The following is a 20,531-nucleotide window of genomic DNA, read 5'->3' on the forward strand; positions in this document are numbered from 1 at the left end:
CATCGACGACAAACATGGCGGAACGCCGCGACGACGGGCCAGAGGACGGGGGCGCCGACGGCACCGGGATCGGCATCGCCACGCGCACCCGCGCCAAGACCCGCCAGCCGACGCCCTACCGTGTCCTGATGCTCAACGACGATTACACCCCGATGGAGTTCGTCGTCCTGTGCCTCCAGCGCTTCTTCCGGATGGATATGGAGGCGGCGACGCGGGTGATGCTTCATGTGCACCAGAAGGGCGTGGGGGTCTGCGGGGTTTTCAGCTACGAGGTCGCGGAAACCAAGGTGAGCCAGGTGATGGATTTCGCGCGGCAACACCAGCATCCGCTCCAGTGCACGCTGGAGAAGGCGTAACACCCGGCAGGATGGATCGAGCGTGTGTCCTGTCACGCCGGAACAGGTCCGGGGTGACGGGATCTGGTATCCCAGGTCCAATCCGCATTCAGCTATCGTTGTCGGCGCCGCTCGCCAAACCGGTCATCCCGGACCTGTTCCGGAGTCCACCGCACTGCAAGCGATGCCGCTCGAGACGGTAGCGATATCGTTTGCGGACAGACGGACTCCGGAACAGGTCCGGGGTAACGAACATGATAGCGTACCAGGCCGAATGCCGATCGGACCTAAGATGTCGTTCAACCGCGGGCGATCCCGGCTTTCCCTGGGATGACGCGAGCGGACGTTACCGCGCCGCCGGCAGCCATCCCAGATCCAGCCCTTCGAACCGGTCGACATAGTTCGCCGCGCGGCGCAGCCCGGCCTCGTCGACGATGCGGACGCGGCCGTTCTCGCGGACGATCAGCCCGTCTTCCTCGATCTGGCGCATCATCCGGTTGACGTGGACCGCGGTGAGCCCGGTCGCGTCGCCGACCTCCTCCTGCGTCAGCCCGAGCACGAAGCCCGCGTCGACGCTGGCGTCGAACCGGCGCATCCGGTTGCGGATCTCGATCAGGACCGAGGCGACGCGCGCACGCGCCGAGGTGCGGCCGACGCCCGCGAGCCGATCGGTCAGCGCGACGCGTTCGATCTGCGCGATCGCCATCATCGTGGCGGCCAGCCGCGGATGCTCCGCGATCAGCCCGGCGAGCGCGCCGCGCTCGAACGGGCAGACGGTGCATTCGGTGAGCGCGACCACGGTTTCCGGGCTGCGCGCATAGACGAGTGCGGCGACCGCGATGATGTCGCCGGGGAACAGGAAGCGCAGGATCTGGCGGCTGCCATCGTCGAGCAGCAGATAGCTCATCATCATGCCCGCGCGCAGGATGAACATGTCGGACAGGCGATCATTCTCCCGGACCAGAACCGTGCCGCGCCTGAGCGAGCGCTCGCGGTCCTCGAAACGGGCCAGCGCGGTGGCTTCGGTTTCGGTCAAGGCTATGAAATCGCCGAGATGATCGGCGAGGCTGCTCGTCACGCTGAAGGAAATCCCCGATTTGTTCTGGGCATGGAGCGTAGCCGCCGGATTGGGCCGGCTGCATTAAAGTCGATCAAGCGACCGAAAATCGGCGATCGTCGCGCGCGCGGCGCCCTTGCGGAGAATCCTGCGCGCGATAGGACGGTGGCCATGGACCGTATCCTCATCCGCGGCGGCAACCGCCTGTCCGGGCGCCTGCCCATTTCCGGCGCGAAGAACGCAGCGCTCACCCTGCTGCCCTGCGCGCTGCTGACCGACGAGCCGTTGACGCTGCGCAACCTGCCGCGGCTCGCCGATGTCGACGGCTTCGGGCACCTGCTCAACCAGCTCGGCGCGTCGACCTCGATCGAGGGCACGCGCCCCGACGATTTCGGGCGCGTGATGACGATCCGCGCGGGCAAGCTGACCTCGACCGAGGCGCCCTACGACATCGTGCGCAAGATGCGCGCGTCGATCCTGGTGCTGGGGCCGATCCTGGCGCGGGCGGGCGAGGCGCGGGTGTCGCTGCCCGGCGGTTGCGCGATCGGCAACCGGCCGATCGACCTGCACCTGAAGGCGCTCGAGGCGATCGGCGCGGAGCTGGAGATGGCGGCGGGCTATGTGAAGGCCTCCGCACCCGGAGGCCGGCTGTCGGGGGGCGCGTACACCTTCCCGATCGTGTCGGTCGGCGCGACCGAGAATGTCGTGATGGCGGCGGTGACCGCGCGGGGATCGAGCCGGATCGGCAACGCGGCGCGCGAGCCCGAGATCGTCGACCTGTGCCGCTGCCTCGTCGCGATGGGCGCGCGGATCGAGGGGATCGGGACCGAGACGCTCGAGATCGAGGGCGTCGACCGGCTCCACGGCGCGACCTATGCCGTCATGCCCGACCGGATCGAGGCGGGCAGCTATGCCTGCGCCGCCGCGATCACCGGCGGCGACCTGACGCTGGTCGGCGCCGATGCGGCCGACATGCGCGCGACGCTCCACGCGCTGACCGAGGCGGGCGTGACGGTCGAGGAGGTGAAGGACGGCGTCCGCATCGCCGCGGACGGGCCGCTGAGGCCGCTGACGCTGTCGACCGCGCCCTATCCGGGATTCGCGACCGACATGCAGGCGCAGTTCATGGCGATGCTATGCAAGGCCGACGGCGCCAGCGTGCTGACCGAGACGATCTTCGAGAACCGCTACATGCACGTGCCGGAGCTGGCGCGGATGGGGGCGGACATCCACGTCTCCGGGCGGACCGCGGTGGTGCGCGGCGTGGACCGCATGGTGGGCGCGCCGGTGATGGCGACCGACCTGCGCGCGTCGATGAGCCTGATCCTCGCGGGACTGGCGGCGGAGGGCGAGACGCAGGTGGCGCGGGTGTATCACCTCGACCGCGGGTACGAGCGGCTGGAGGAGAAGCTGTCGGCGGTCGGGGCGGATATCGAGCGGGTGAGCGACGGGTGAGCGACGCTTTCATCTGAGAGCCGCCGTGGTACGGGAGCGCCTGGACCGAGGTTGCGCGGCCCTATGCCAGCGTATCGATCCAATCCGGTAGCTCGGACAGCCGCGTCAGCACCGTGAACCGCGGATCGTCCGACGGCGCATCCGCGGCCTCGTGGCTCCAGACGCGATCGTGCGGGACGAATGCCGCCCAAGCGCCCGCCGCCAGCGCGGGCAGCACGTCCGATCGCATCGAATCGCCCGCCATCACGGCTTCGCCCGGTGCGACGCCGTACCGCGCGAACAGCGCGGCGAAGCCCTGCGCGGTCTTGTCGCTGACGATCTCCACCCCGGCGAAGCGATCGCCCAGCCCCGATGCGGCGAGCTTCATCTCCTGGTGGAGAAGGTCGCCCTTGGTCACCAGCACGACGCGCGCGCGGGTCGCCAGCGCATCGAGCGTCGCCTCGATATCGTCGAACAGTTCGACCGGATGCGCGAGCAGCGTCTTGCCCGCCGCCAGGATGTCCGCGATCGCGGTGGGCGGTAAGGCGGCGCCACCGAGTTCGAGCGCGGCCTCGATCATCGACAGCATGAACCCCTTCACGCCATAGCCATAGGTGGCGAGGTTGCGATGCTCGCACGCCTCCAGCGCGGCGCGGGTGACGTGCGCCTGCGCGAACGGCGCCAGGATCCTGACGAAGGCGGCCTCCGCAACGTCGAAATGGCGCATGTTGTGCCACAGCGTATCGTCGGCATCGAGGCAGATGAGGCGGATCGGCATGGGGCTATCCCGGTATCATCGCGGTCGCGGCATGTCATCCCGGTGGGCTGCGATCGGCCTCTGTCAGCGCGGATCGAGCCGTCTCGACGATGAAGGCGTCGTTACCGTCCCGGCCGTGTCCGATCGACCGGACATGGCGGACTAATAGCCCAGATCCCGATCTACCAGGCCACGCAGGGGGTCTCCCCGACGATGCTGCCCTATGGCCTGTGCAATCGACCGCGCGCCACCGTCGAGGTCGGTCGTTCCGGCGATGTGGGGGGTCACCAAAATCCGGGGGTGGGACCAGAAGCGGTGATCGGGCGGGAGCGGCTCATGCTCGAACACGTCGAGGATGGCGCCCGCGAGGTGACCGCGGTCGATCGCCGCGAGCAGCGCGGCCTCGTCGACATGTCCGCCGCGGCCGATGTTGATGATCGAGGCCCCGCGCGGGAGCCGGGCGATCGTCGTCGAATCGATCAGGCCGCGCGTCTCGGGCGTCAGCGGCAGCGCGCAGATCAGGATATCGACCGCCGATACGAAGCCGGGCAGCGCATCCGGACCGTCGACGCAGGCGATCCCGTCGATCGTCCGGGCGGACCGGCTCCATCCGGCCACCGGAAATCCGAACGTCGCGAGCCGGGTGGCGATCGCGGTTCCCATCTCGCCCAGCCCGAGGATCCCGATCCGCCGCGTCGAGGCGGGGACGACGGGTCCGGGCGCCCAGCCACCGCGACGCTGTCGATCGAAATGGCCGAGCATGTCACGATGCAGCGCGAGAACGGCAAAGGTCGCATATTCGACCATTCCCCGGACCAGCCCCGGCTCGATCATCCGGATCAGTTTCACATGCCCCGGCAGCGACGCCGGGTCGATGTGATCGATCCCCGCACCCACCGAAAAGACCAGCGCCAGGTTGGGCAGAGTGTCGAACAGCGTGGGGGGCGGTTGCCAGGCGGCGACGTAGCGCACGTCCGCCGGGTCGCCGATGTCGGGCCACTGCCGCACCGTCAGCCCGGGCACGAGCGCGGGCAGCAGCGCCTGCCAGTGGCGCCCGCGCTCGGGATCGCCGACGTGGAGCAGGGTCGTCGCCCCGTCCACGCCGGTATCCCGCGGTGGCGCCGCGATCAGAACGTGTACCCGGCGCGCACCATGAACTGGCGCGGGGCGCCCGGCATCAGCCACAGCCGGGAATAGGAGCTGGGGAAATAGTCCTTGTCGAACAGGTTGGTCACCTCGCCCGACAGCTTCAAATGATCGTCGGGCGAGAACGACGCCATCAGCCGGGTGATCGTGTAGCCCGGCAGCATGAAGAACGATCCATCGGCAAATTTGAAGCCGGTTTCGCCGAGCCGCTTGCCGACATAGTTCACGCCGCCACCCAGCGTGACCGTGGGGCCGCCCAGGTCGATGTCCTTGAAGAGCAGAAGGCTGCCACTGTTCTTGGCGATGTTGAGCAACGGATCGCCGACCCGCAGCGAGTATCCGTAATTGACGTCGAGCGAGTCCTGGGACACCTCGGCATCGATATAGGAATAGTTGAGCTGGACGCGGAAGTCCGCGGGCAGCTTGCCGGACATCTCGAACTCGATGCCGCGGCTTCGCGCCTTGCCGACCGCGAGCGAGAAGCCCGAATTGACCGGGTCGGCCGACAGCACGTTGGTCTTGTCGGTCTTGAATACCGCCAATGTGCCGGTCAGGCGGCTTTGCAGCATCGCCAGCTTGACGCCCGCCTCGTAGGACTTGGTACGCTCCGGCGTGAAGGCCGCGTTGTTGAAATCGGTGCCGCCATTGGGCCGGAACCCGCGACCATAATTGGCGTAGATCGAGACCGAATCGGTCAGCAGATAGGTGGCGCCGACCGAGGGACTGAACGCCGTCTTGTGCTGGCTGGCCCGCAGCGCGGTGAGGCGGTTGTCGATGGTCTGCTGGAAGTCGTCATAGCGGCCGCCGAAGCGGATCTTCAACGCGTCGGTGACGTCGAGTTGATCCTGAAGATAGACGCCGTACGAATATTGCCGCTCGAGATAGTTCTGGAACGGGCTGACGGTCGCGAGATTGCCATAGACCGGCGCGAAGATGTTGATCCGGTTGCCCGAAGCGAGGTTGGTCGCCGACTGCGCCGCGATCAATGGCGGGCGATAGCGGTTCTGGATCACGTTCAGCTCATACCCGTCCCAGTCCGCGCCGACGAGCAGGTGATGCGACATGCCGAACGTGTCGAACTTGCCGCTGACCTCGCCGCGGAACGTCAGGTCGGTGGTGCTGTAGTCGCGATAGCGACGCTGGCGCGATACGGTCTGGCCGTCGACATAGAAACGCTGCCGTCCGGCGGCCAGCTCGGGTTCGCTCGAAAAGCCCTTGAACGAGGTGTCGCGGTAGCCGACGCCGAGCACGATCGACCAGTCGTTGTCGAAATCATGCTGGAGCTGTGCCTGATGGCCGAGCGCCCGCACCTTCACCGGTCCGTCGCCCGGCTCGCCGAGAAACGTCGTCTTGGAGATCGTCCTGGGGTTGCCGTTCAGCGCGACCACGCCGCGATCGAACGGGACCTCCTGGCGGATGTATTCCAGTTCGTAGGACACGCTGGTGTCGTCGCCCAGGCGTGCGAGGATCGATGGCGTGACCGTGTACTTCTTGCTGTGCAGGTCGCGGAAAGTGTCGCTCGACTCGGCCGCGCCGTTCACGCGAAGCGCGATGTGCGACGACAGCGGCAGGTTGATGTCGGCTTCGCTGCGGAAGGTGTTGAAGCTGCCGCCCGACAGGGTCGCGCTGCCGCCGAGGTCGAAGTACGGCTTCTTCGTGATGATGTTGACGGCGCAGCCGGGCTCGCCGCGCCCGAAGATCGACGAGTTGGGGCCCTTCAGGATCTCGATCCGGTCGACGTTCGAGGTGTCGCGCGCACCGCCGTACCCGCGCGCCGCGTTGAAGCCGTTGACCAGATAGTTGCTCGCCGCGCCCTCGTCGCCCGAGAATCCGCGACAGGCGAACACGTCCCACAGGCCGCCGAAATTGTTCTGCCGGGCGATCCCGCTCGCGAAATCGAGCGCCGTCGCGAGTTGCGTGATACCAGCCTCGCGCAGGGTTTCGCCGGACAGCACCTGAATGCTTTGCGGGACCTCGATCGTCGGCACCTGGCTGACATATTGCTGACGCTGGCCGGTCACCGTGATGTCGGCGGCGGCCTCTCCGCCCTGACCGTTGGTATCGGCGGTGCTGGTGGTATCGCGCTGATCCGACACCTGCGCCTGGGCGTTTGCCGTCGCCGGCGCGGCCATCGCGATCGCAGCGCCGCTGATGAGGAGTAAGTACCGGTAGGTCATCGAATTCCCCCTAGGAAGCTGTGGCTAGCCGTCCTCCCGTCTCATCGAACTTGCGGGATATCCCGGAACTTCGGGGCTGCCCGAAGCCTGAAACCGGCCTGTCGCAATATCCGAGGAGCATCTTCGGCAAGGGGCAGTATGGACCGCCCCGGTGGCATTTTGTTGCAAAGTGCGGATGGAACGTTTGTGTGCCGGAACGATCGTCGTCGGTTTCGGGCATGAAATGCCGCTTTCCACCGCGTGCCTTCAGGCGGGTTGCCGGTCCGGCGGCATGATCTGTTCGGCCAGCGCGGTGAACCATCCGATGCCCAGCGGGATCGCGCGTTCGTTGAAGTCATAGTGCGGGTGATGGAGCGACGCGACATGGTCGTCGTCGCGCTGGCCGAGCCAGAGATACGCGCCCGGCCGCGCGTTCAGCATGAAGGCGAAGTCTTCCGAGGTGAAGGCGGGGACGGACGACATCGCAACGTCGCCGCACACCGCGGCGGCGGCGCGGAGCGCCCGGTCCGCAGCGCCGGCGTCATTGATCGTCGCCGGGTAATAGCGGTCATAGACAAGCGTGACGCTCGTTTCGGTGGATATCGCGACGCCTGCGCACATGGCGCGGATCGACTCCTCGATGCGGTCCTGCACGTCGACGTCGAAGGTACGCACCGTGCCCATCAGGTCGACCGACGCGGGCAGCACATTATGCGCATTGCCCCCGGCGATCTTCGTGACCGACAGGACCGCGGACTGCGTCGCGGGCACGCGTCGCGCGACGATCGTATTGAGCTGCTGGACGAGTTCGCTCGCGGCCAGGATGGCATCGGGCGTCTGGTGCGGCAGCGCGGCATGGCCACCGCGACCGGCGATCGTGATCGTGAACTTGTCGGCGGACGCCATGATCGGCCCGGCCCTCGTACGCGCGCTGCCGATCGGCAGGTCGGGCCAGTTGTGCAGCGCGAACACCTCGTCGCATGGGAACCGCTCGAACAATCCGTCGCGGACCATCGCTCCCGCACCGCCGAGACCCTCCTCGGCAGGCTGGAAGATGAAGTGGATCGTGCCGGAAAAGCGTCGCGTCGCGGCAAGGTGTCGCGCTGCCCCGATCAATGTCGCGGTATGACCGTCGTGGCCGCAGCCGTGGAAGACGCCCGGATTCGCGCTGGCATAGGGAAGGCCCGTCTCTTCCGCGAACGGCAGTGCGTCCATGTCGGCGCGAAAGCCGATGGCATGCTCGCCGTCGCCGTTGCGCAGCGTGCCGACGACACCGGTGCCGCCGACGCCCGTCGTCACCTCCAGCCCGAGCGCGCGCAACGCAGCGGCGACGATGCCCGCGGTACGGTGCTCATCGAACCCCAGTTCGGGATGCTGATGCAGATCGCGCCGCAACGCGACCAGATCGGGTAGCAGCGCCCCGATCGGGGACAGGTCCATCCGCATGTGGGAACTCCGGGAGCGTCAGTGGAACCGGTCGTCGAACAGGCTGTCGATCGGATCGAAGCGCTTGATGATCGGTGATTTGATGACGATGTAGCTGAAGTATTTCTCGATCCCGAAATCGCTTTCCAGGATCGCCTCGATCACGTCCTGGTAATGGCCGACGTCGCGGGCGATGAACCGCACCAGATAGTCATAGCCGCCGCTGACGAGGTGGCATTCCACGATCTCGGGGATGTTGCGGGCGCGCTGTTCGAACCGTGAGAAATCCGCGCTCCGGTGATCCTTCAGCGTCACTTCGGTGAACACCGTCAGCGTCGAGCCAAGCTTGGCCAGCGCGATATGCGCGCCATAGCCGGTGATGTAGCCGCTCTTCTCCAGCCGCTTGACGCGCGACAGGCACGGGCTCGGCGAAAGACCTACCGCATCCGCAAGCTCGACGTTCGTGACCCGACCGTTGCGCTGGAGATGCGCGAGGATCTTGAAGTCCAGCCGGTCGAGTTTGGGCGCTAGGCTCATGGCGATATCTTTGTGTGAAGCATGATATGCTGCAACATCGTCTAGGCCAGTGCGGCCCGGACGTCCACGTCTTCGAGAACGGCGTCCAGCGTGCGCGTCAGGCGGTCGAGCAGCAGCGCCATGTCGTCGGCATCGCAACTGATCGCCGGGGCCAGCCCGATCGTGCCGTCGGCGAATGCGCGGAAGATCAGGCCGTTCGCATAGGCGGTGCGCGACAGCCGGTCGGCGATGCCGAGCGCGGGGTCGAACCGCGCCTTGCTGCGCTTGTCGGCGACCAGTTCCAGCCCGGCGAGCATCCCCGCGATCCGGACATCGCCGACCAGCGGGTGATCGGCCAGCACCGCCAGCCCCGCCGCCAGTTGCGGCCCGCGCGCCAGCCCGTTCGCGACGATCCCGCCTTCGGTATAGAGCCGCAACACCTCCAGCCCCACGGCGGCGCTGACCGGATGCCCCGAATAGGTGTAGCCATGGCCGATCGGAAGGTGATTGTCGGGGCCGTCCGCGATGCCGGCATAGACCGCCTCCGACATCAGCACCGCGCCCATCGGCGCATAACCCGCCGTCAGACCCTTGGCGATCGTCATCAGATCGGGCGAGACGTCCTCGTGCTCGCACGCGAACATCGGCCCGGTGCGGCCGAACCCCGTAATCACTTCGTCCGCCACCAGCAGGATGTCGAGTTCGGTGCAGACCGCGCGGATCGCCTTCAGCCACCCGCGCGGCGGTACGATCACGCCCGCCGATCCCTGCACCGGCTCGGCGAAGAAGGCGGCGACGTTTTCCGCGCCCAGTTCGGCGACCTTCGCGCGCAATTGCGCGATCGACAGGTCGATGACGGTCTGCGGATCGCTCCCCTCGGGACAGCGATAGGGGTAGGGCGCGGGAATATGGTGCTGGCGACCGAGCGGCACGTCGAACTGGCGGTGGAAGGCGGGCAACCCGGTCAGCCCCGCGCCGGTCGACGACGAACCGTGATAGCCCTTGTCGAGCGCGATCATGTGCTTCTTCGACGGCCGCCCGGTCGCGTTGAAATAATGCGTGATGAACCGCACCGCCGAGTCGATGGCGTCCGATCCGCCGAGCGTGAAATAGACCCGGTCCAGCCCCGGTGGCGACAGTTCGGCCAGCCGTTCGGCCAGCCGGATCGCAGGCTCGCTCGCGAACGAGAAATAGCCGGTGGCATAGGGCAGGCGCTGCATCTGCTCGGCCGCGGCGGCGACCACGCTGTCCTGCCCATAGCCGATATTGACGCACCACAGGCCCGCAAACGCGTCGAGAAGCGTGTTGCCCTCGCTGTCGGTCAGGAACATGCCCTTTCCGCCGGTGAGCACGGTCGCGCCGCGGCGTTCATGCGCGCGATAGGCGCTGACCGGATGGATCAGGTGATTGCGATCGCTTTCGATCAGAGAATTGCGCTGCATGGATCTTCCCGTGACTGGACCCGCATCATAACGCGCGCATCTTCACGTCGCGTTCGATCGGCCCCGTTTCGCGCGCCGCCGCTGCCGTATCGCGGGTCGGTGCGGCATTTTATGCTGCGGCAGGCCGATCCCCGCCCCGGCTGCTCATCCGATCTCGCTCGCGATCGCCCGACCGCAGTCTATCGTCGACGCGGTTCCACCCAGATCGCGCGTGCGTCCCGCCGGTGTCGCCAGCACGATCTCGATCGCGCGGACGATCGCGGCGGCGGCGGCGGTTTCGCCCAGATGCTCCAGCATCATCGCCGCCGACCAGATCTGGCCGACCGGGTTGGCGATCCCCCGCCCGGCAATGTCCGGGGCGGACCCGTGGACCGGTTCGAACAGCGACGGCTTCGTGCGGTCGGGGTTGATGTTGCCGCACGGCGCGATGCCGATCGTGCCGGTGCAGGCGGGGCCGAGATCGGACAGGATATCGCCGAACAGGTTGGACGCGACCACCACGTCGAACCGGTCCGGGTTCATCACGAACTGCGCGCACAGGATGTCGATGTGATATTTGTCGGTGCGGATGTCGGGATAGGCCTTCGCCATCTCCTCCACCCGGCCGTCCCACCACGGCATCGTGATCGCGATGCCGTTCGACTTGGTCGCGGAGGTCAGATGCTTCTTCGGTCGCGCCTGCGCCAGATCGAACGCGTAGCGCAGGATGCGGTCGGTGCCGAACCGCGTCATCACCGTTTCCTGCAACACGATCTCGCGGTCGGTGCCGGGAAACGAGATCCCGCCGATCGCCGAATATTCGCCTTCGGTATTCTCGCGGACGATCATCATGTCGATATCGCCGGGGCCGCGCCCGGCAAGCGGACAGGGCACGCCGGGCATCAGCCGGGCGGGGCGCAGATTGACATATTGGTCGTATTCGCGCCGGAACTGGATCAGCGATCCCCAGAGCGAGACATGATCGGGCACGGTATCGGGCCAGCCGACCGCCCCGAAGAAGATCGCGTCGACGTCGCCGATCCGCGCCTTCCAGTCGTCGGGCATCATCTGGCCGTGCCGTGCATAATAGTCGCAGCAGGCGAAGTCGTGCCATTGCTGTTCGACCGTGAAGCCGAACCGCCGCGCCGCGGTTTCGAGCGCGAGGATCCCCTGCGGCATCACCTCGACGCCGATGCCGTCGCCCGCGATGACGGCGATTGTGTACGAACGCTCGGTCATGCCCCGAATCCCTTCAACCCGGCCCAGTGGAAGGCCTTCGTCTCGAGATATTCCTCGATCCCCTCGCGCCCGCCCTCGCGGCCCAGGCCCGATGCCTTGACCCCGCCGAACGGGGCCATCTCCATCGCGATCGTCCCGGTGTTGAGGCCTACCATCCCGAACTCCAGCGCCTCGCCGATCCGCCAAGCGCGGTGGAGGTCGTCGGTGTAGAAATAGCTGGCCAGCCCGAACGGCGTCGCATTGGCGAGGTCCAGCGCCTCTTCCTCGGTCCGGAAGCGGAAGACCGGCGCGACCGGACCGAACGTCTCCTCGCTCGCCAGCCGCATCGCGGGGGTCGCGCCGGTCAGCAGCACCGGGCGCGCGAACCGTGCATCGCCGGCCACGCCCGCGGGCGTGGCGGCGATCGTCGCGCCGTGCGCCAGCGCATCCTCGACATGCGCGGCGACCTTGGCGGTCGCGGCGGCGCTGATGAGCGGGCCGATCGTGGTCGCCGCATCGCGCCCGTCGCCGACCCGCAGCGCGGAGACGGCCTCCCCCAGCGCGGCGACGAACCGGTCGTGGATGCCGTCCTGCACCAGCAGGCGGTTGGCGCAGACGCAGGTCTGGCCGGCGTTGCGGAACTTGCTCGCCATCGCGCCCGCCACGGCCAGCGCGACATCGGCATCGTCGAACACGATGAACGGCGCATTGCCGCCGAGTTCGAGGCTCAACCGCTTCACCGTGTCGGCCGACTGGCGCATCAGCAGCGATCCGACCCGCGTCGATCCGGTGAACGACAGTTTCCGCACCATCGGGCTGGCGGTCAGCGCCGCGCCGATCGCCTCCGGCAACCCCGTCACGATGTTGAGCACGCCCGCCGGGATCCCCGCGCGCATCGCCAGCATCCCGATCGCGAGTGCGGTGTACGGCGTCAGTTCCGATGGCTTGACGACCACCGTACAGCCCGCTGCGAGCGCGGGTGCGACCTTGCGGGTTATCATCGCCGCGGGGAAATTCCACGGCGTGATCGCCGCGCAGACGCCCACCGGCTCCTTGCCGACCAGGATGCGGCGATCCGGCGTCGGCGCGGGGATGCTGTAGCCGGACACCCGCCGGCCCTCCGCGGCGAACCATTTGACGAACGACGCGGCATAGCGGATCTCGCCTTCGGCTTCGGCCAGCGGCTTGCCCTGTTCGGTCGTCATGATGCGCGCGAGATCGGCGACGTTGTCGAGGATCAGCGCGTGCCAGCGTTCGATCAGCGTCGCCCGGTCGTCCGCGCTGCGCCGCCGCCATTCGGGCAAGGCGTCAGCCGCCGCCGCGATCGCCGCCTCCGTATCGCCGCCGTCGCATGCGGGGATCGTGCCGACGATCGCGCCGGTCGCGGGATCGGTGACGTCGAGTGTCGCGCCGCCCGATGCCGTCACCCATTGCCCGGCGATCAACGCGCGATCGACGAACAGCGTGGCGTCGCGAAGGTTCGGGACGACCATCAACCGAGCGCCTGGCTGACGATCGCGAACGAGCGTGCGGGTCCGCGTACCACCGGCTCGGGGCCGCGTACCATCGTCACGACCCGGCCGACGCGGATGATGCCGAGATCCTCCAGCCAGTCGCCAAGACCGCTGTCCCCGGTGATGTCGAGCCGGGTGAATTCGCCGCTGCGCGACCCGAGCCACTGGGCGATCAGCGCCTGCGCCCGCGTTCGATCGGGCGCGACGACCGGCCCGACGACATAACCGCGACCGAAACGCCGAAACAGCGCCACCCCGGTCACGATGCCCTCGCGGTCGAGTACGATCCCGTGCGCGCGATCCAGAAGCACGTCCATGATCGTTGGCCGCGACAGCCCGGTCGCCTCCTCGACCAGCGCGGCGACCCGGGCCGCGTCGCTCGCGCCGATCGGTCGAATCCGTTCGCCCGCGTCGAGCGGGATCAACGGTGCCAAGAAGGATGCTCCCTGATGCTGGAGGATTTCCGACACGCCGGCGAAGCCCAGCTTTCGATAGAGCGGCACGCCCTCCTCGGTCGCGTTGAGCATCACCGTGGCCCCGGCGCTCTGCTCGCCGATCCGGTCGAGCGCGGCATCCATCACGATCCGGCCGAGCCCGGCGCCGCGATGCGTGCGGGCGACGATCACCATTCCCAGGGTCACGCAGGCCTCGCCTGCCTGCCACCACATCGTGCTCGCGACGACCTTGCCGCTCATTTCGGCCACGACGCCGGCGCCGACCGTCAGCATGTCTTGCAGATCGTCGGTCCGATGGGGCCATTGCTCGGCCTTCGAGAGGGCGTGCACGGCGGTGATGTCGTCCTGCGCCATCGGCCGTAGCGTCAGCCGATTATCCGACAGCGTCGCCATGCCATTCGATCCTTCTCTTCTCGTTGCCAGGCGATGTTCGACCAGGCGTCCGCGGGGCGACTTTACACGCGCGGGCGAGCATCTGCTGCCGCGGCCCACCCGCCGAAAGGGTCGTCGGGGCCGAAAAACACCGTCAGGCGGAACATACTGCTGCGCGGCGTCCGGTTGCCGACCAGTCCGGTGCCCCGTGCCCGTACTTCTCATTGCCATTATGTTAGAAAGATTTAGCATAATGATACGCCGAGTATCGCCACACATCGGCGAGAACTTTCGCGGCAAACCCTGCGGAACGACGTGTCGGAACGGCAGAAACCGCTTCGCCGAAGCTGCACAAGCGCGGACAATGCCGTAGCGACCGGCGATAGTCATGACAGATGATCCAGGACGGATCGTTCGCAACAGTGTCTCGGGGGGTGCGGCAGGCGTGACGAAGCTCGAATCCTACTGGCTGGATACGAGCCCCGGCTTCGCCGGTGCGGTAGCGGGACCATTGCCGTCGCGCGCCGACGTGGTCGTGATCGGCGGCGGCTTCACCGGGCTGTCTGCGGCGCGCGCGCTGGCGATGGCCGGCAGTTCGGTGGTTCTGGTCGAGGCGGGGCGGATCGCGGGCGAAGCGTCCGGGCGGAACGGCGGCCAGTGCAACAACGGCCTTGCGGGCGACCTTGGGGTGCTGGCCTCGCGGATCGGCATGGATGGCGCGTGCGCGCTTTATCGCGCGTTCGACGAGGGCGTCGACCGGGTCGAAGCGATCGTCGCCGAGGAGCGTATCGCCTGCGATTTCGTGCGCAACGGCAAGCTCAAGCTTGCGGACAAGCCCGAGCATGCCGCCAAGCTCCAGCGTACCGCCGACCTGCTCGCACGCCATGTCGAACCCGATCTGCGGTTGCTCGTCCGCGGCGAACTCTCGGCCGAGATCGGCTCCGACGCCTTTTACGGCGGTATCGTGTTCCCGCGCAGCGCGTCGCTCCACATGGGACGGTTCGCGGTCGGCCTCGCAGACGCTGCCGTGCGCCACGGCGCCGCGATTCACGAGCATGCCGGGGTCATCGGGCTGTCGCGGCTGCCGGGGGGGCGTCACCGCGTCGTCACGACAAAAGGGGTGATCGAGGCCGACGCGGTGCTGCTCGCGACCGGCGCGTCGATGACCGGCCCGTTCGGCTGGCTGCGGCGGCGCATCGTCCCGATCGGCAGCTTCATCATCGTGACCGCGCCGCTCGGTCGGCAGCAGATGGCCCAGCTCATGCCGGGGCGTCGCAACGGCACCACCACGCGCAACATCGGCAATTATTTCCGCGTGACGTCCGACGACCGGCTGGTCTTCGGCGGCCGCGCGCGCTTCGCGCTGTCGAATCCGTCGAGCGACAGGAAGAGCGGCGACGTGCTGAAGGCGGGGCTGGGTCGCATCTTCCCCGCGCTGGCGGATGCGCCGATCGACTATGTCTGGGGCGGGATCGTCGACATGACGGCCGACCGGATGCCGCGTGCCGGCGTGCGCGACGGCATCCATTATGCGACCGGCTATAGCGGGCACGGGACGCAGATGTCGGTGCTGATGGGCGAGCGGATGGCGCGGGTGATGGCGGGCGACGCCGAAGCGAACCCATGGCGCGGGCTGGAGTGGCCGGCGATCCCCGGCCACTTCGGACACCCCTGGTTCCTGCCGCTGGTCGGCGCCTATTACCGCTACCAGGACTGGCGGCATTGATCGGCCGTCGCGACGCGTTGCGGATGCTGGTGGCCGGCGGGGCGGCGGCCGGCGTCGGCGCGTGCAGCTTTGCGCCACCGCGTCCCCCGGTGAAGGGCGGGCGGCTGCGCGTCGCGACCGCCGCCAGTTCGATCGCCGACACGCTCGATCCCGCCAAGCAGGCGATCTCGACCGATTATTGTCGCGGCAACATGTTCTACAACGGGCTGACCCGGCTCGATGCGCGGTTGCAGCCGCAACTGGAACTCGCCGAGGCGATCGAGACGCGCAATGCGCGCGATTGGACGATCAAATTGCGATCCGGCGTCCGCTTCCACGACGGCAAGCCGCTGACCGCCGCCGACGTCGTCTGGTCGCTGCGCCGGCACACGGATCCGGCGGTCGGGTCGAAGGCACGGGTGTTCGCCGACCAGTTCGTCGATATCCGCGCGGCCGGCAGCGATACGGTGCGCATCACGCTGAGCGGGCCGAATGCCGATTTGCCCGTCATCCTCGGTGTGCCGCAGTTCCAGATCGTCCGCGACGGCACCAGCCTGTTCACGACCGCCAACGGCACCGGCCCGTTCCGCTGCACCGAATTCACGCCCGGCGTGCGTTCGATCGGCGCGCGCAACGAGGAGTATTGGCGCGGTCCCGTGCGGCTCGGCGAGGTCGAACTCTTCTCGATCGCGGACGACAGCGCGCGGATGAACGCGCTGCTGTCCGGCGATGTCGACATCATCAATGCGATCAACCCGCGGATCACGCGACAACTGGCCAGTGCGGGCTTCCGCGTGCTGGAATCGAAGACCGGGGGCTATACCGACATGGTCATCCGGGTCGACCAGCAGCCCGGGCGCGATCCCGATTTCGTCGCGGGCATGAAGGCGCTGCTCGATCGCGAAACGATGCGCACCGCGATCTTCCGCGGCTATGCGACGATCGCGAACGACCAGCCGATCCCGCCGAGCAATCCCTATCATGCGGCTGACCTGGCGCAGCGAGCGTTCGATCCGGAGCGCGCGCGGCATCATTTCCGCAAGGCCGGGCTGGCCGGGGCGCGTATTCCGGTCGTCACGTCGACGGCGGCGGAAAAATCCGACGATATGGGCGTGCTGCTACAGGATGCGGCGCGCAAGGCGGGGCTGACGCTCGACCTGCGCCGCGTGCCCGCCGACGGCTACTGGACCAACAGCTGGATGAAGGTGCCGGTCGGCTTCGGCAACGTGAACCCGCGACCGACCGCGGACATCATCTTCACGCAGTTCTTCGCCTCGAACGCGCCGTGGAACGAAAGCGGCTGGCACGATGCGCGGTTCGACCGGATGCTGCTGGAAGCGCGCGGATCGACCGACGAAGCGCTGCGCCGCCGGATCTATGGCGAGATGCAGCACCGCATCCACGATCATGCCGGGATCGGCATCCCGCTGTTCCTCAGCCTGATCGATGCCTACAGCCCGCGCGTGAAGGGCCTGAAGCCGATGCCGACCGGCGGCATGATGGGGTTCGATTTCGCGGCGCACGTCTGGCTCGACGACGCATGACGCTCTCGCCCGTCCTGATCCTGATCGGCAAACGCGTGCTGGTCGCGCTCGGCACGATGGTCCTCGTGTCGCTGGCGGTGTTCGCCACATCGCTGCTGATCGAGGGCGATGTCGCCGAGGCGATCCTCGGGCAGAGCGCGACGCCCCGGGCGCTTGCGGGATTGCGCGCTGCGATGCATCTCGATCAGCCGGCCTGGGCGCGCTATATCGGGTGGCTCGGCGGGCTGGTGCACGGCGATCCCGGCATCTCGCTCGTGACGGGCACGCCGATCGCCGAACTGATCGGCGGGCGGCTGGGCAATTCGCTGACGCTGGCGGGGCTGACCGCGCTCGTGTCGGTGCCGGTCGCGCTGACGCTCGGGATATTCTCCGCGGTGAAGCGCGGCACCGCGTTCGACCGGATCGTCAGCCTCGTCACGATCGGCGTGGTGTCGGTGCCCGAATTCCTGATCGCGACGTTGGCGGTGATGCTTTTCTCGGTGACGCTGCACTGGTTGCCCGCCTTGTCGTCGATGCGCGACGTCGGATCGATCGGCGCGCTGTTCCGGGTGTTCGCGCTGCCGGTATTCAGTCTTGCCTGCGTCGTCGTCGCGCAGATGGTGCGGATGACGCGCGCGGCGGTGATCGACGCGCTCGACAGCAGCTACGCCGAAGCTGCCCGGCTGAAGGGCGTGGCACCGCTGCGGCTGGTGATGCGCCATGCGCTGCCCAACGCGATCGGCCCGATCGCGAACGCCATCGCGCTCAGCCTTTCGGTGCTGCTTGGCGGCGTGATCGTCGTCGAGATCATCTTCAATTATCCCGGCGTCGCCCGGCTGATGGTCGATGCGGTCGCGACGCGGGACCTGCCCCTCGTGCTGAGTGTCGCGATGATCTTCTGCGCTTCCTATCTGGTGCTGGTGACGACCGCGGACATCGTCGCGATCCTCGCCAATCCGCGATTGCGCCACCGATGAGCGCGACCGTGGCGACGCCGCGTCGGCGGCGGCTGGCGATCAGTGGCGTGGTCGGGCTGGTCATGGTCCTGTTCTGGGTAGTCGTCGCGGTTTTCGGACCGGGCCTCGCGCCGCATCCCGTCGGTGCGGTGGTCGATCTCGACGTGTTCTCGCCCGCCAGCCGCACCTTTCCGCTCGGCACCGATTATCTTGGCCGCGACATGCTCAGCCGGGTGCTGTCGGCGGCGCGATACACCGTCGTCATCGCGGCCCTCGCAACCGGGCTGGCCGCGGGCATCGGCGTGCTGCTGGGTCTTGCAGCTGCGGCTGGCGGCTGGCTGGACATGCTGCTGTCGCGGCTGTTCGATACGATCATCGCGATTCCCAGCCTGATGTTCGGGCTGGTCGTGATCGCCTCGCTCGGCGCGTCGATCCCGGTGCTGGTCCTGACGCTGGCGGTGATCTATACGCCGGGCGCCTTCCGCACGGCGCGCGCGCTCGCGCTGAACGTGACCGCGCTCGATTTCGTGACGGTCGCGCGCGCGCGCGGCGAACGGCTGCCCTACATCGTGGTGCGAGAGATCCTGCCGAACGTCGCTGGGCCGCTGCTGGCGGATTTCGGCCTGCGCTTCGTGTTTGTCGTCCTATTGCTCAGCGGGTTGAGTTTCCTCGGACTGGGCGTGCAGCCGCCGGCGGCCGATCTGGGCTCGCTGGTGCGCGAGAACATCTCCGGGCTCGGCTTCGGTGCGTGGGCGGTATTGTTCCCGGCGCTGGCGATCGCATCGCTGACGATCGGCGTGAACCTCGTGATCGACGCAGTGCCGGGGAGAAGACGCCGATGACCGCGCTCGTCCGGATCGAAGGCCTGAGGATCGTCGCGCGCGGCGAGGACGGCGCGGAATTCCCCATCGTCGACGACGTGTCGCTGTCGGTCGCGCGCGGCGAGGTGCTCGCGCTGATCGGCGAATCGGGTTCTGGCAAGACCACGATCGCGCTGGCGATGCTCGGCTATGCCCGCACCGGATGCCGGATTGCGGCGGGTCGCATCACGGTCGACGGCAAGCGGCTCGACGGACTGGACGAACCCGCGCTGCGCCCGTTGCGCGGGCGGACCGTCGCCTATGTCGCGCAGAGCGCGGCGGCGGCGTTCAACCCCGCGCTGACGATCATGGACCAGGTGATCGAGCCTGCGCTGATCCATGGGCTGATGGACCGTGACGCCGCCTGCGCCAAGGCGCGCGCGCTGTTCGAGACGCTCGCGCTGCCCGATCCGCAGACCGTGGGCGATCGCTATCCGCATCAGGTGTCGGGCGGCCAGCTCCAGCGGCTGATGGCGGCGATGGCGCTGATTACCGACCCGGCGCTGGTGATCTTCGACGAGCCGACCACCGCGCTCGACGTCACCACGCAGATCGAGGTGCTGGTCGCGTTCAAGGCGGCGGTGCGCGATCTCGGCACGACGGCGGTCTATGTCAGCCACGACCTTGCCGTCGTCGCGCAGATCGCCGACCGGATCGTCGTGCTGCGGGGCGGCGCCGTGCAGGAACAGGGCGCAACCGACGACCTCCTGTCCCGCCCGATGCACCCGTACAGCCGCGCGCTGGTGGCCGCCGCAGCGCCACGCGCGCCAGCCCGGCCGATACCGTTGCCCGAGCGGGGCGTGGGCGAAGCGCCGCTGCTGGAATTGCGCGACGTCATCGCCGGTTATGGCGGTGTCGATGCGGACGGAAACCCGCGCAAACGGATCGTCGACGGGATCGACCTCACGATCGGTCGTGGCCAGGTGCTCGGCGTGATCGGCGAGTCCGGCTGCGGCAAGAGCACGCTCGCGCGGATCGTCGCGGGGTTGCATCCGCAGGCCAGGGGCTATGTCAACCTGTGCGGCGTGCCGCTGTCGCGCGACATCGCGCATCGCTCGCGGGACCAGCTGCGCCGTGTCCAGCTCGTCTTCCAAAGCGCCGATACCGCGCTCAACCCGGCGACCTCCGTGTCGCGGGCGCTGGGGCGCCCGCTGACCTTCTTCCACGGCCTGCGCGGACGCGCGTTGAAGGCGGAAACCGGGCGACTGCTCGATCTGGTACGCCTGCCATCGGCGCTTGCCGATCGCCTGCCGGGCGAACTGTCGGGGGGGCAGAAACAGCGCGTGAACCTTGCGCGGGCGCTGGCGGCACGACCCGATCTGATCCTGTGCGACGAAGTGACGTCCGCGCTCGATCCGGTGGTGGCGGAGGCTGTGCTCGACCTGCTGGTCGATCTGCGCGGAGAACTCGGCGTGTCGTACATGTTCATCACCCACGATCTGAACATCGTCCGCGCGATCGCCGACGAGGTCATCGTGCTGAAGGGTGGCCGGATCGTCGAACACGCCACGCAGGACGCGCTCGCGACCGGTCCGCATCATCCCTATACCGACCTGCTGATGGCGTCGGTGCCGGTGTTGCAGCGCGGCTGGCTCGAAGCCGCGGCCGCGAAGATCGGGACGCGCGCCTCGCGCGGTTGATCGCGGACCGGCGACGCGAAAACCGGCCCGCGGACATCTGC

Annotated in this window: 17 protein-coding genes; 7 read left to right on the plus strand and 10 right to left on the minus strand. The window is 67.9% G+C overall.

Translation table 11 applies throughout. The features are described from left to right. Nucleotides 1-14: 14 nt before the first annotated feature. A complete protein-coding gene (clpS, locus tag ACV7NO_RS04125) occupies nt 15-356 on the plus strand; it encodes an ATP-dependent Clp protease adapter ClpS (protein WP_463404753.1) in 342 nt (113 codons plus the stop codon). Nucleotides 357-681: 325 nt separating this feature from the next. On the opposite strand, the gene ACV7NO_RS04130 is transcribed toward clpS, so the two are convergent. Beyond that, on the minus strand, nt 682-1,371 hold the full coding sequence (locus ACV7NO_RS04130) for a Crp/Fnr family transcriptional regulator (RefSeq protein WP_463404754.1): 690 nt from the start codon (nt 1,369-1,371) through the stop codon (nt 682-684). A 192-nt stretch (nt 1,372-1,563) separates the two neighbouring features. Here ACV7NO_RS04130 and murA point away from each other — a divergent pair, with 192 nt between their 5' ends. Then, nucleotides 1,564-2,847: a UDP-N-acetylglucosamine 1-carboxyvinyltransferase gene (gene murA, locus ACV7NO_RS04135; protein ID WP_463404755.1), complete on the plus strand. Its 1,284-nt coding sequence runs from the start codon at nt 1,564-1,566 to the stop codon at nt 2,845-2,847. A 61-nt stretch (nt 2,848-2,908) separates the two neighbouring features. Here murA and ACV7NO_RS04140 read toward each other — a convergent pair whose 3' ends face one another. From ACV7NO_RS04140 to ACV7NO_RS04180, 9 genes are all read right to left on the minus strand, one after another. Then, nucleotides 2,909-3,604, minus strand: coding sequence for an HAD family hydrolase (locus ACV7NO_RS04140; RefSeq protein WP_463404756.1), 696 nt, complete (start codon nt 3,602-3,604; stop codon nt 2,909-2,911). 141 nt (nt 3,605-3,745) lie between these two features. After that, a complete protein-coding gene (locus ACV7NO_RS04145) occupies nt 3,746-4,684 on the minus strand; it encodes a 2-hydroxyacid dehydrogenase (protein WP_463404757.1) in 939 nt (312 codons plus the stop codon). A gap of 26 nt (nt 4,685-4,710) precedes the next feature. Continuing rightward, nucleotides 4,711-6,906, minus strand: coding sequence for a TonB-dependent siderophore receptor (locus ACV7NO_RS04150; protein ID WP_463404758.1), 2,196 nt, complete (start codon nt 6,904-6,906; stop codon nt 4,711-4,713). A 246-nt stretch (nt 6,907-7,152) separates the two neighbouring features. Continuing rightward, on the minus strand, nt 7,153-8,331 hold the full coding sequence (locus tag ACV7NO_RS04155) for an amidohydrolase (RefSeq protein ID WP_463404759.1): 1,179 nt from the start codon (nt 8,329-8,331) through the stop codon (nt 7,153-7,155). An 18-nt stretch (nt 8,332-8,349) separates the two neighbouring features. Then, nucleotides 8,350-8,847: an Lrp/AsnC family transcriptional regulator gene (locus ACV7NO_RS04160; RefSeq protein WP_463404760.1), complete on the minus strand. Its 498-nt coding sequence runs from the start codon at nt 8,845-8,847 to the stop codon at nt 8,350-8,352. A gap of 41 nt (nt 8,848-8,888) precedes the next feature. After that, nucleotides 8,889-10,268: an aminotransferase class III-fold pyridoxal phosphate-dependent enzyme gene (locus tag ACV7NO_RS04165; RefSeq protein ID WP_463404761.1), complete on the minus strand. Its 1,380-nt coding sequence runs from the start codon at nt 10,266-10,268 to the stop codon at nt 8,889-8,891. A 144-nt stretch (nt 10,269-10,412) separates the two neighbouring features. Continuing rightward, on the minus strand, nt 10,413-11,486 hold the full coding sequence (locus tag ACV7NO_RS04170; protein ID WP_463404762.1) for a tartrate dehydrogenase: 1,074 nt from the start codon (nt 11,484-11,486) through the stop codon (nt 10,413-10,415). Continuing rightward, nucleotides 11,483-12,958 (minus strand): NAD-dependent succinate-semialdehyde dehydrogenase, encoded by a 1,476-nt coding sequence (locus ACV7NO_RS04175; protein ID WP_463404763.1) that lies wholly within the window; start codon nt 12,956-12,958, stop codon nt 11,483-11,485. Before ACV7NO_RS04175 ends, ACV7NO_RS04170 begins: the two co-directional genes overlap by 4 nt. Next, nucleotides 12,958-13,827, minus strand: coding sequence for a GNAT family N-acetyltransferase (locus tag ACV7NO_RS04180; RefSeq protein ID WP_463404764.1), 870 nt, complete (start codon nt 13,825-13,827; stop codon nt 12,958-12,960). The genes ACV7NO_RS04175 and ACV7NO_RS04180 overlap by 1 nt, the downstream gene beginning before the upstream one ends. A 424-nt stretch (nt 13,828-14,251) precedes the next feature. Between ACV7NO_RS04180 and ACV7NO_RS04185 the strand changes: the two genes are divergently transcribed. Genes ACV7NO_RS04185 through ACV7NO_RS04205 form a run of 5 tightly spaced genes read left to right on the plus strand, consistent with a single transcriptional unit; the run spans nt 14,252 to nt 20,490 of the window. Further along, complete coding sequence (locus tag ACV7NO_RS04185) at nt 14,252-15,532, plus strand: NAD(P)/FAD-dependent oxidoreductase (protein ID WP_463404765.1); 1,281 nt, start codon at nt 14,252-14,254, stop codon at nt 15,530-15,532. Beyond that, nucleotides 15,529-17,055: an ABC transporter substrate-binding protein gene (locus ACV7NO_RS04190; RefSeq protein WP_463404766.1), complete on the plus strand. Its 1,527-nt coding sequence runs from the start codon at nt 15,529-15,531 to the stop codon at nt 17,053-17,055. The genes ACV7NO_RS04185 and ACV7NO_RS04190 overlap by 4 nt, the downstream gene beginning before the upstream one ends. Then, nucleotides 17,052-18,011: an ABC transporter permease gene (locus tag ACV7NO_RS04195; protein ID WP_463404767.1), complete on the plus strand. Its 960-nt coding sequence runs from the start codon at nt 17,052-17,054 to the stop codon at nt 18,009-18,011. The genes ACV7NO_RS04190 and ACV7NO_RS04195 overlap by 4 nt, the downstream gene beginning before the upstream one ends. Next, on the plus strand, nt 18,008-18,832 hold the full coding sequence (locus ACV7NO_RS04200) for an ABC transporter permease (protein ID WP_463404768.1): 825 nt from the start codon (nt 18,008-18,010) through the stop codon (nt 18,830-18,832). Before ACV7NO_RS04195 ends, ACV7NO_RS04200 begins: the two co-directional genes overlap by 4 nt. Next, nucleotides 18,829-20,490, plus strand: coding sequence for an ABC transporter ATP-binding protein (locus ACV7NO_RS04205; protein WP_463404769.1), 1,662 nt, complete (start codon nt 18,829-18,831; stop codon nt 20,488-20,490). The genes ACV7NO_RS04200 and ACV7NO_RS04205 overlap by 4 nt, the downstream gene beginning before the upstream one ends. The last annotated feature ends 41 nt before the right edge of the window (nt 20,491-20,531 follow it).

It is taken from the genome of Sphingomonas sp. Ell38C01 (assembly GCF_055231975.1).

What these genes read in the sequence shown, in the direction of transcription:
- ACV7NO_RS04140 (WP_463404756.1), bottom strand. Translation starts at nt 3,604, where the DNA reads ATGCCGATCCGCCTCATCTGCCTCGATGCCGACGATACGCTGTGGCAC.
- ACV7NO_RS04155 (WP_463404759.1), bottom strand. Translation starts at nt 8,331, where the DNA reads ATGCGGATGGACCTGTCCCCGATCGGGGCGCTGCTACCCGATCTGGTC.
- ACV7NO_RS04205 (WP_463404769.1), top strand. Translation starts at nt 18,829, where the DNA reads ATGACCGCGCTCGTCCGGATCGAAGGCCTGAGGATCGTCGCGCGCGGC.
- murA (WP_463404755.1), top strand. Translation starts at nt 1,564, where the DNA reads ATGGACCGTATCCTCATCCGCGGCGGCAACCGCCTGTCCGGGCGCCTG.
- ACV7NO_RS04175 (WP_463404763.1), bottom strand. Translation starts at nt 12,958, where the DNA reads ATGGTCGTCCCGAACCTTCGCGACGCCACGCTGTTCGTCGATCGCGCG.
- ACV7NO_RS04180 (WP_463404764.1), bottom strand. Translation starts at nt 13,827, where the DNA reads ATGGCGACGCTGTCGGATAATCGGCTGACGCTACGGCCGATGGCGCAG.
- ACV7NO_RS04150 (WP_463404758.1), bottom strand. Translation starts at nt 6,906, where the DNA reads ATGACCTACCGGTACTTACTCCTCATCAGCGGCGCTGCGATCGCGATG.
- ACV7NO_RS04170 (WP_463404762.1), bottom strand. Translation starts at nt 11,486, where the DNA reads ATGACCGAGCGTTCGTACACAATCGCCGTCATCGCGGGCGACGGCATC.
- ACV7NO_RS04160 (WP_463404760.1), bottom strand. Translation starts at nt 8,847, where the DNA reads ATGAGCCTAGCGCCCAAACTCGACCGGCTGGACTTCAAGATCCTCGCG.
- clpS (WP_463404753.1), top strand. Translation starts at nt 15, where the DNA reads ATGGCGGAACGCCGCGACGACGGGCCAGAGGACGGGGGCGCCGACGGC.
- ACV7NO_RS04165 (WP_463404761.1), bottom strand. Translation starts at nt 10,268, where the DNA reads ATGCAGCGCAATTCTCTGATCGAAAGCGATCGCAATCACCTGATCCAT.
- ACV7NO_RS04200 (WP_463404768.1), top strand. Translation starts at nt 18,008, where the DNA reads ATGAGCGCGACCGTGGCGACGCCGCGTCGGCGGCGGCTGGCGATCAGT.
- ACV7NO_RS04195 (WP_463404767.1), top strand. Translation starts at nt 17,052, where the DNA reads ATGACGCTCTCGCCCGTCCTGATCCTGATCGGCAAACGCGTGCTGGTC.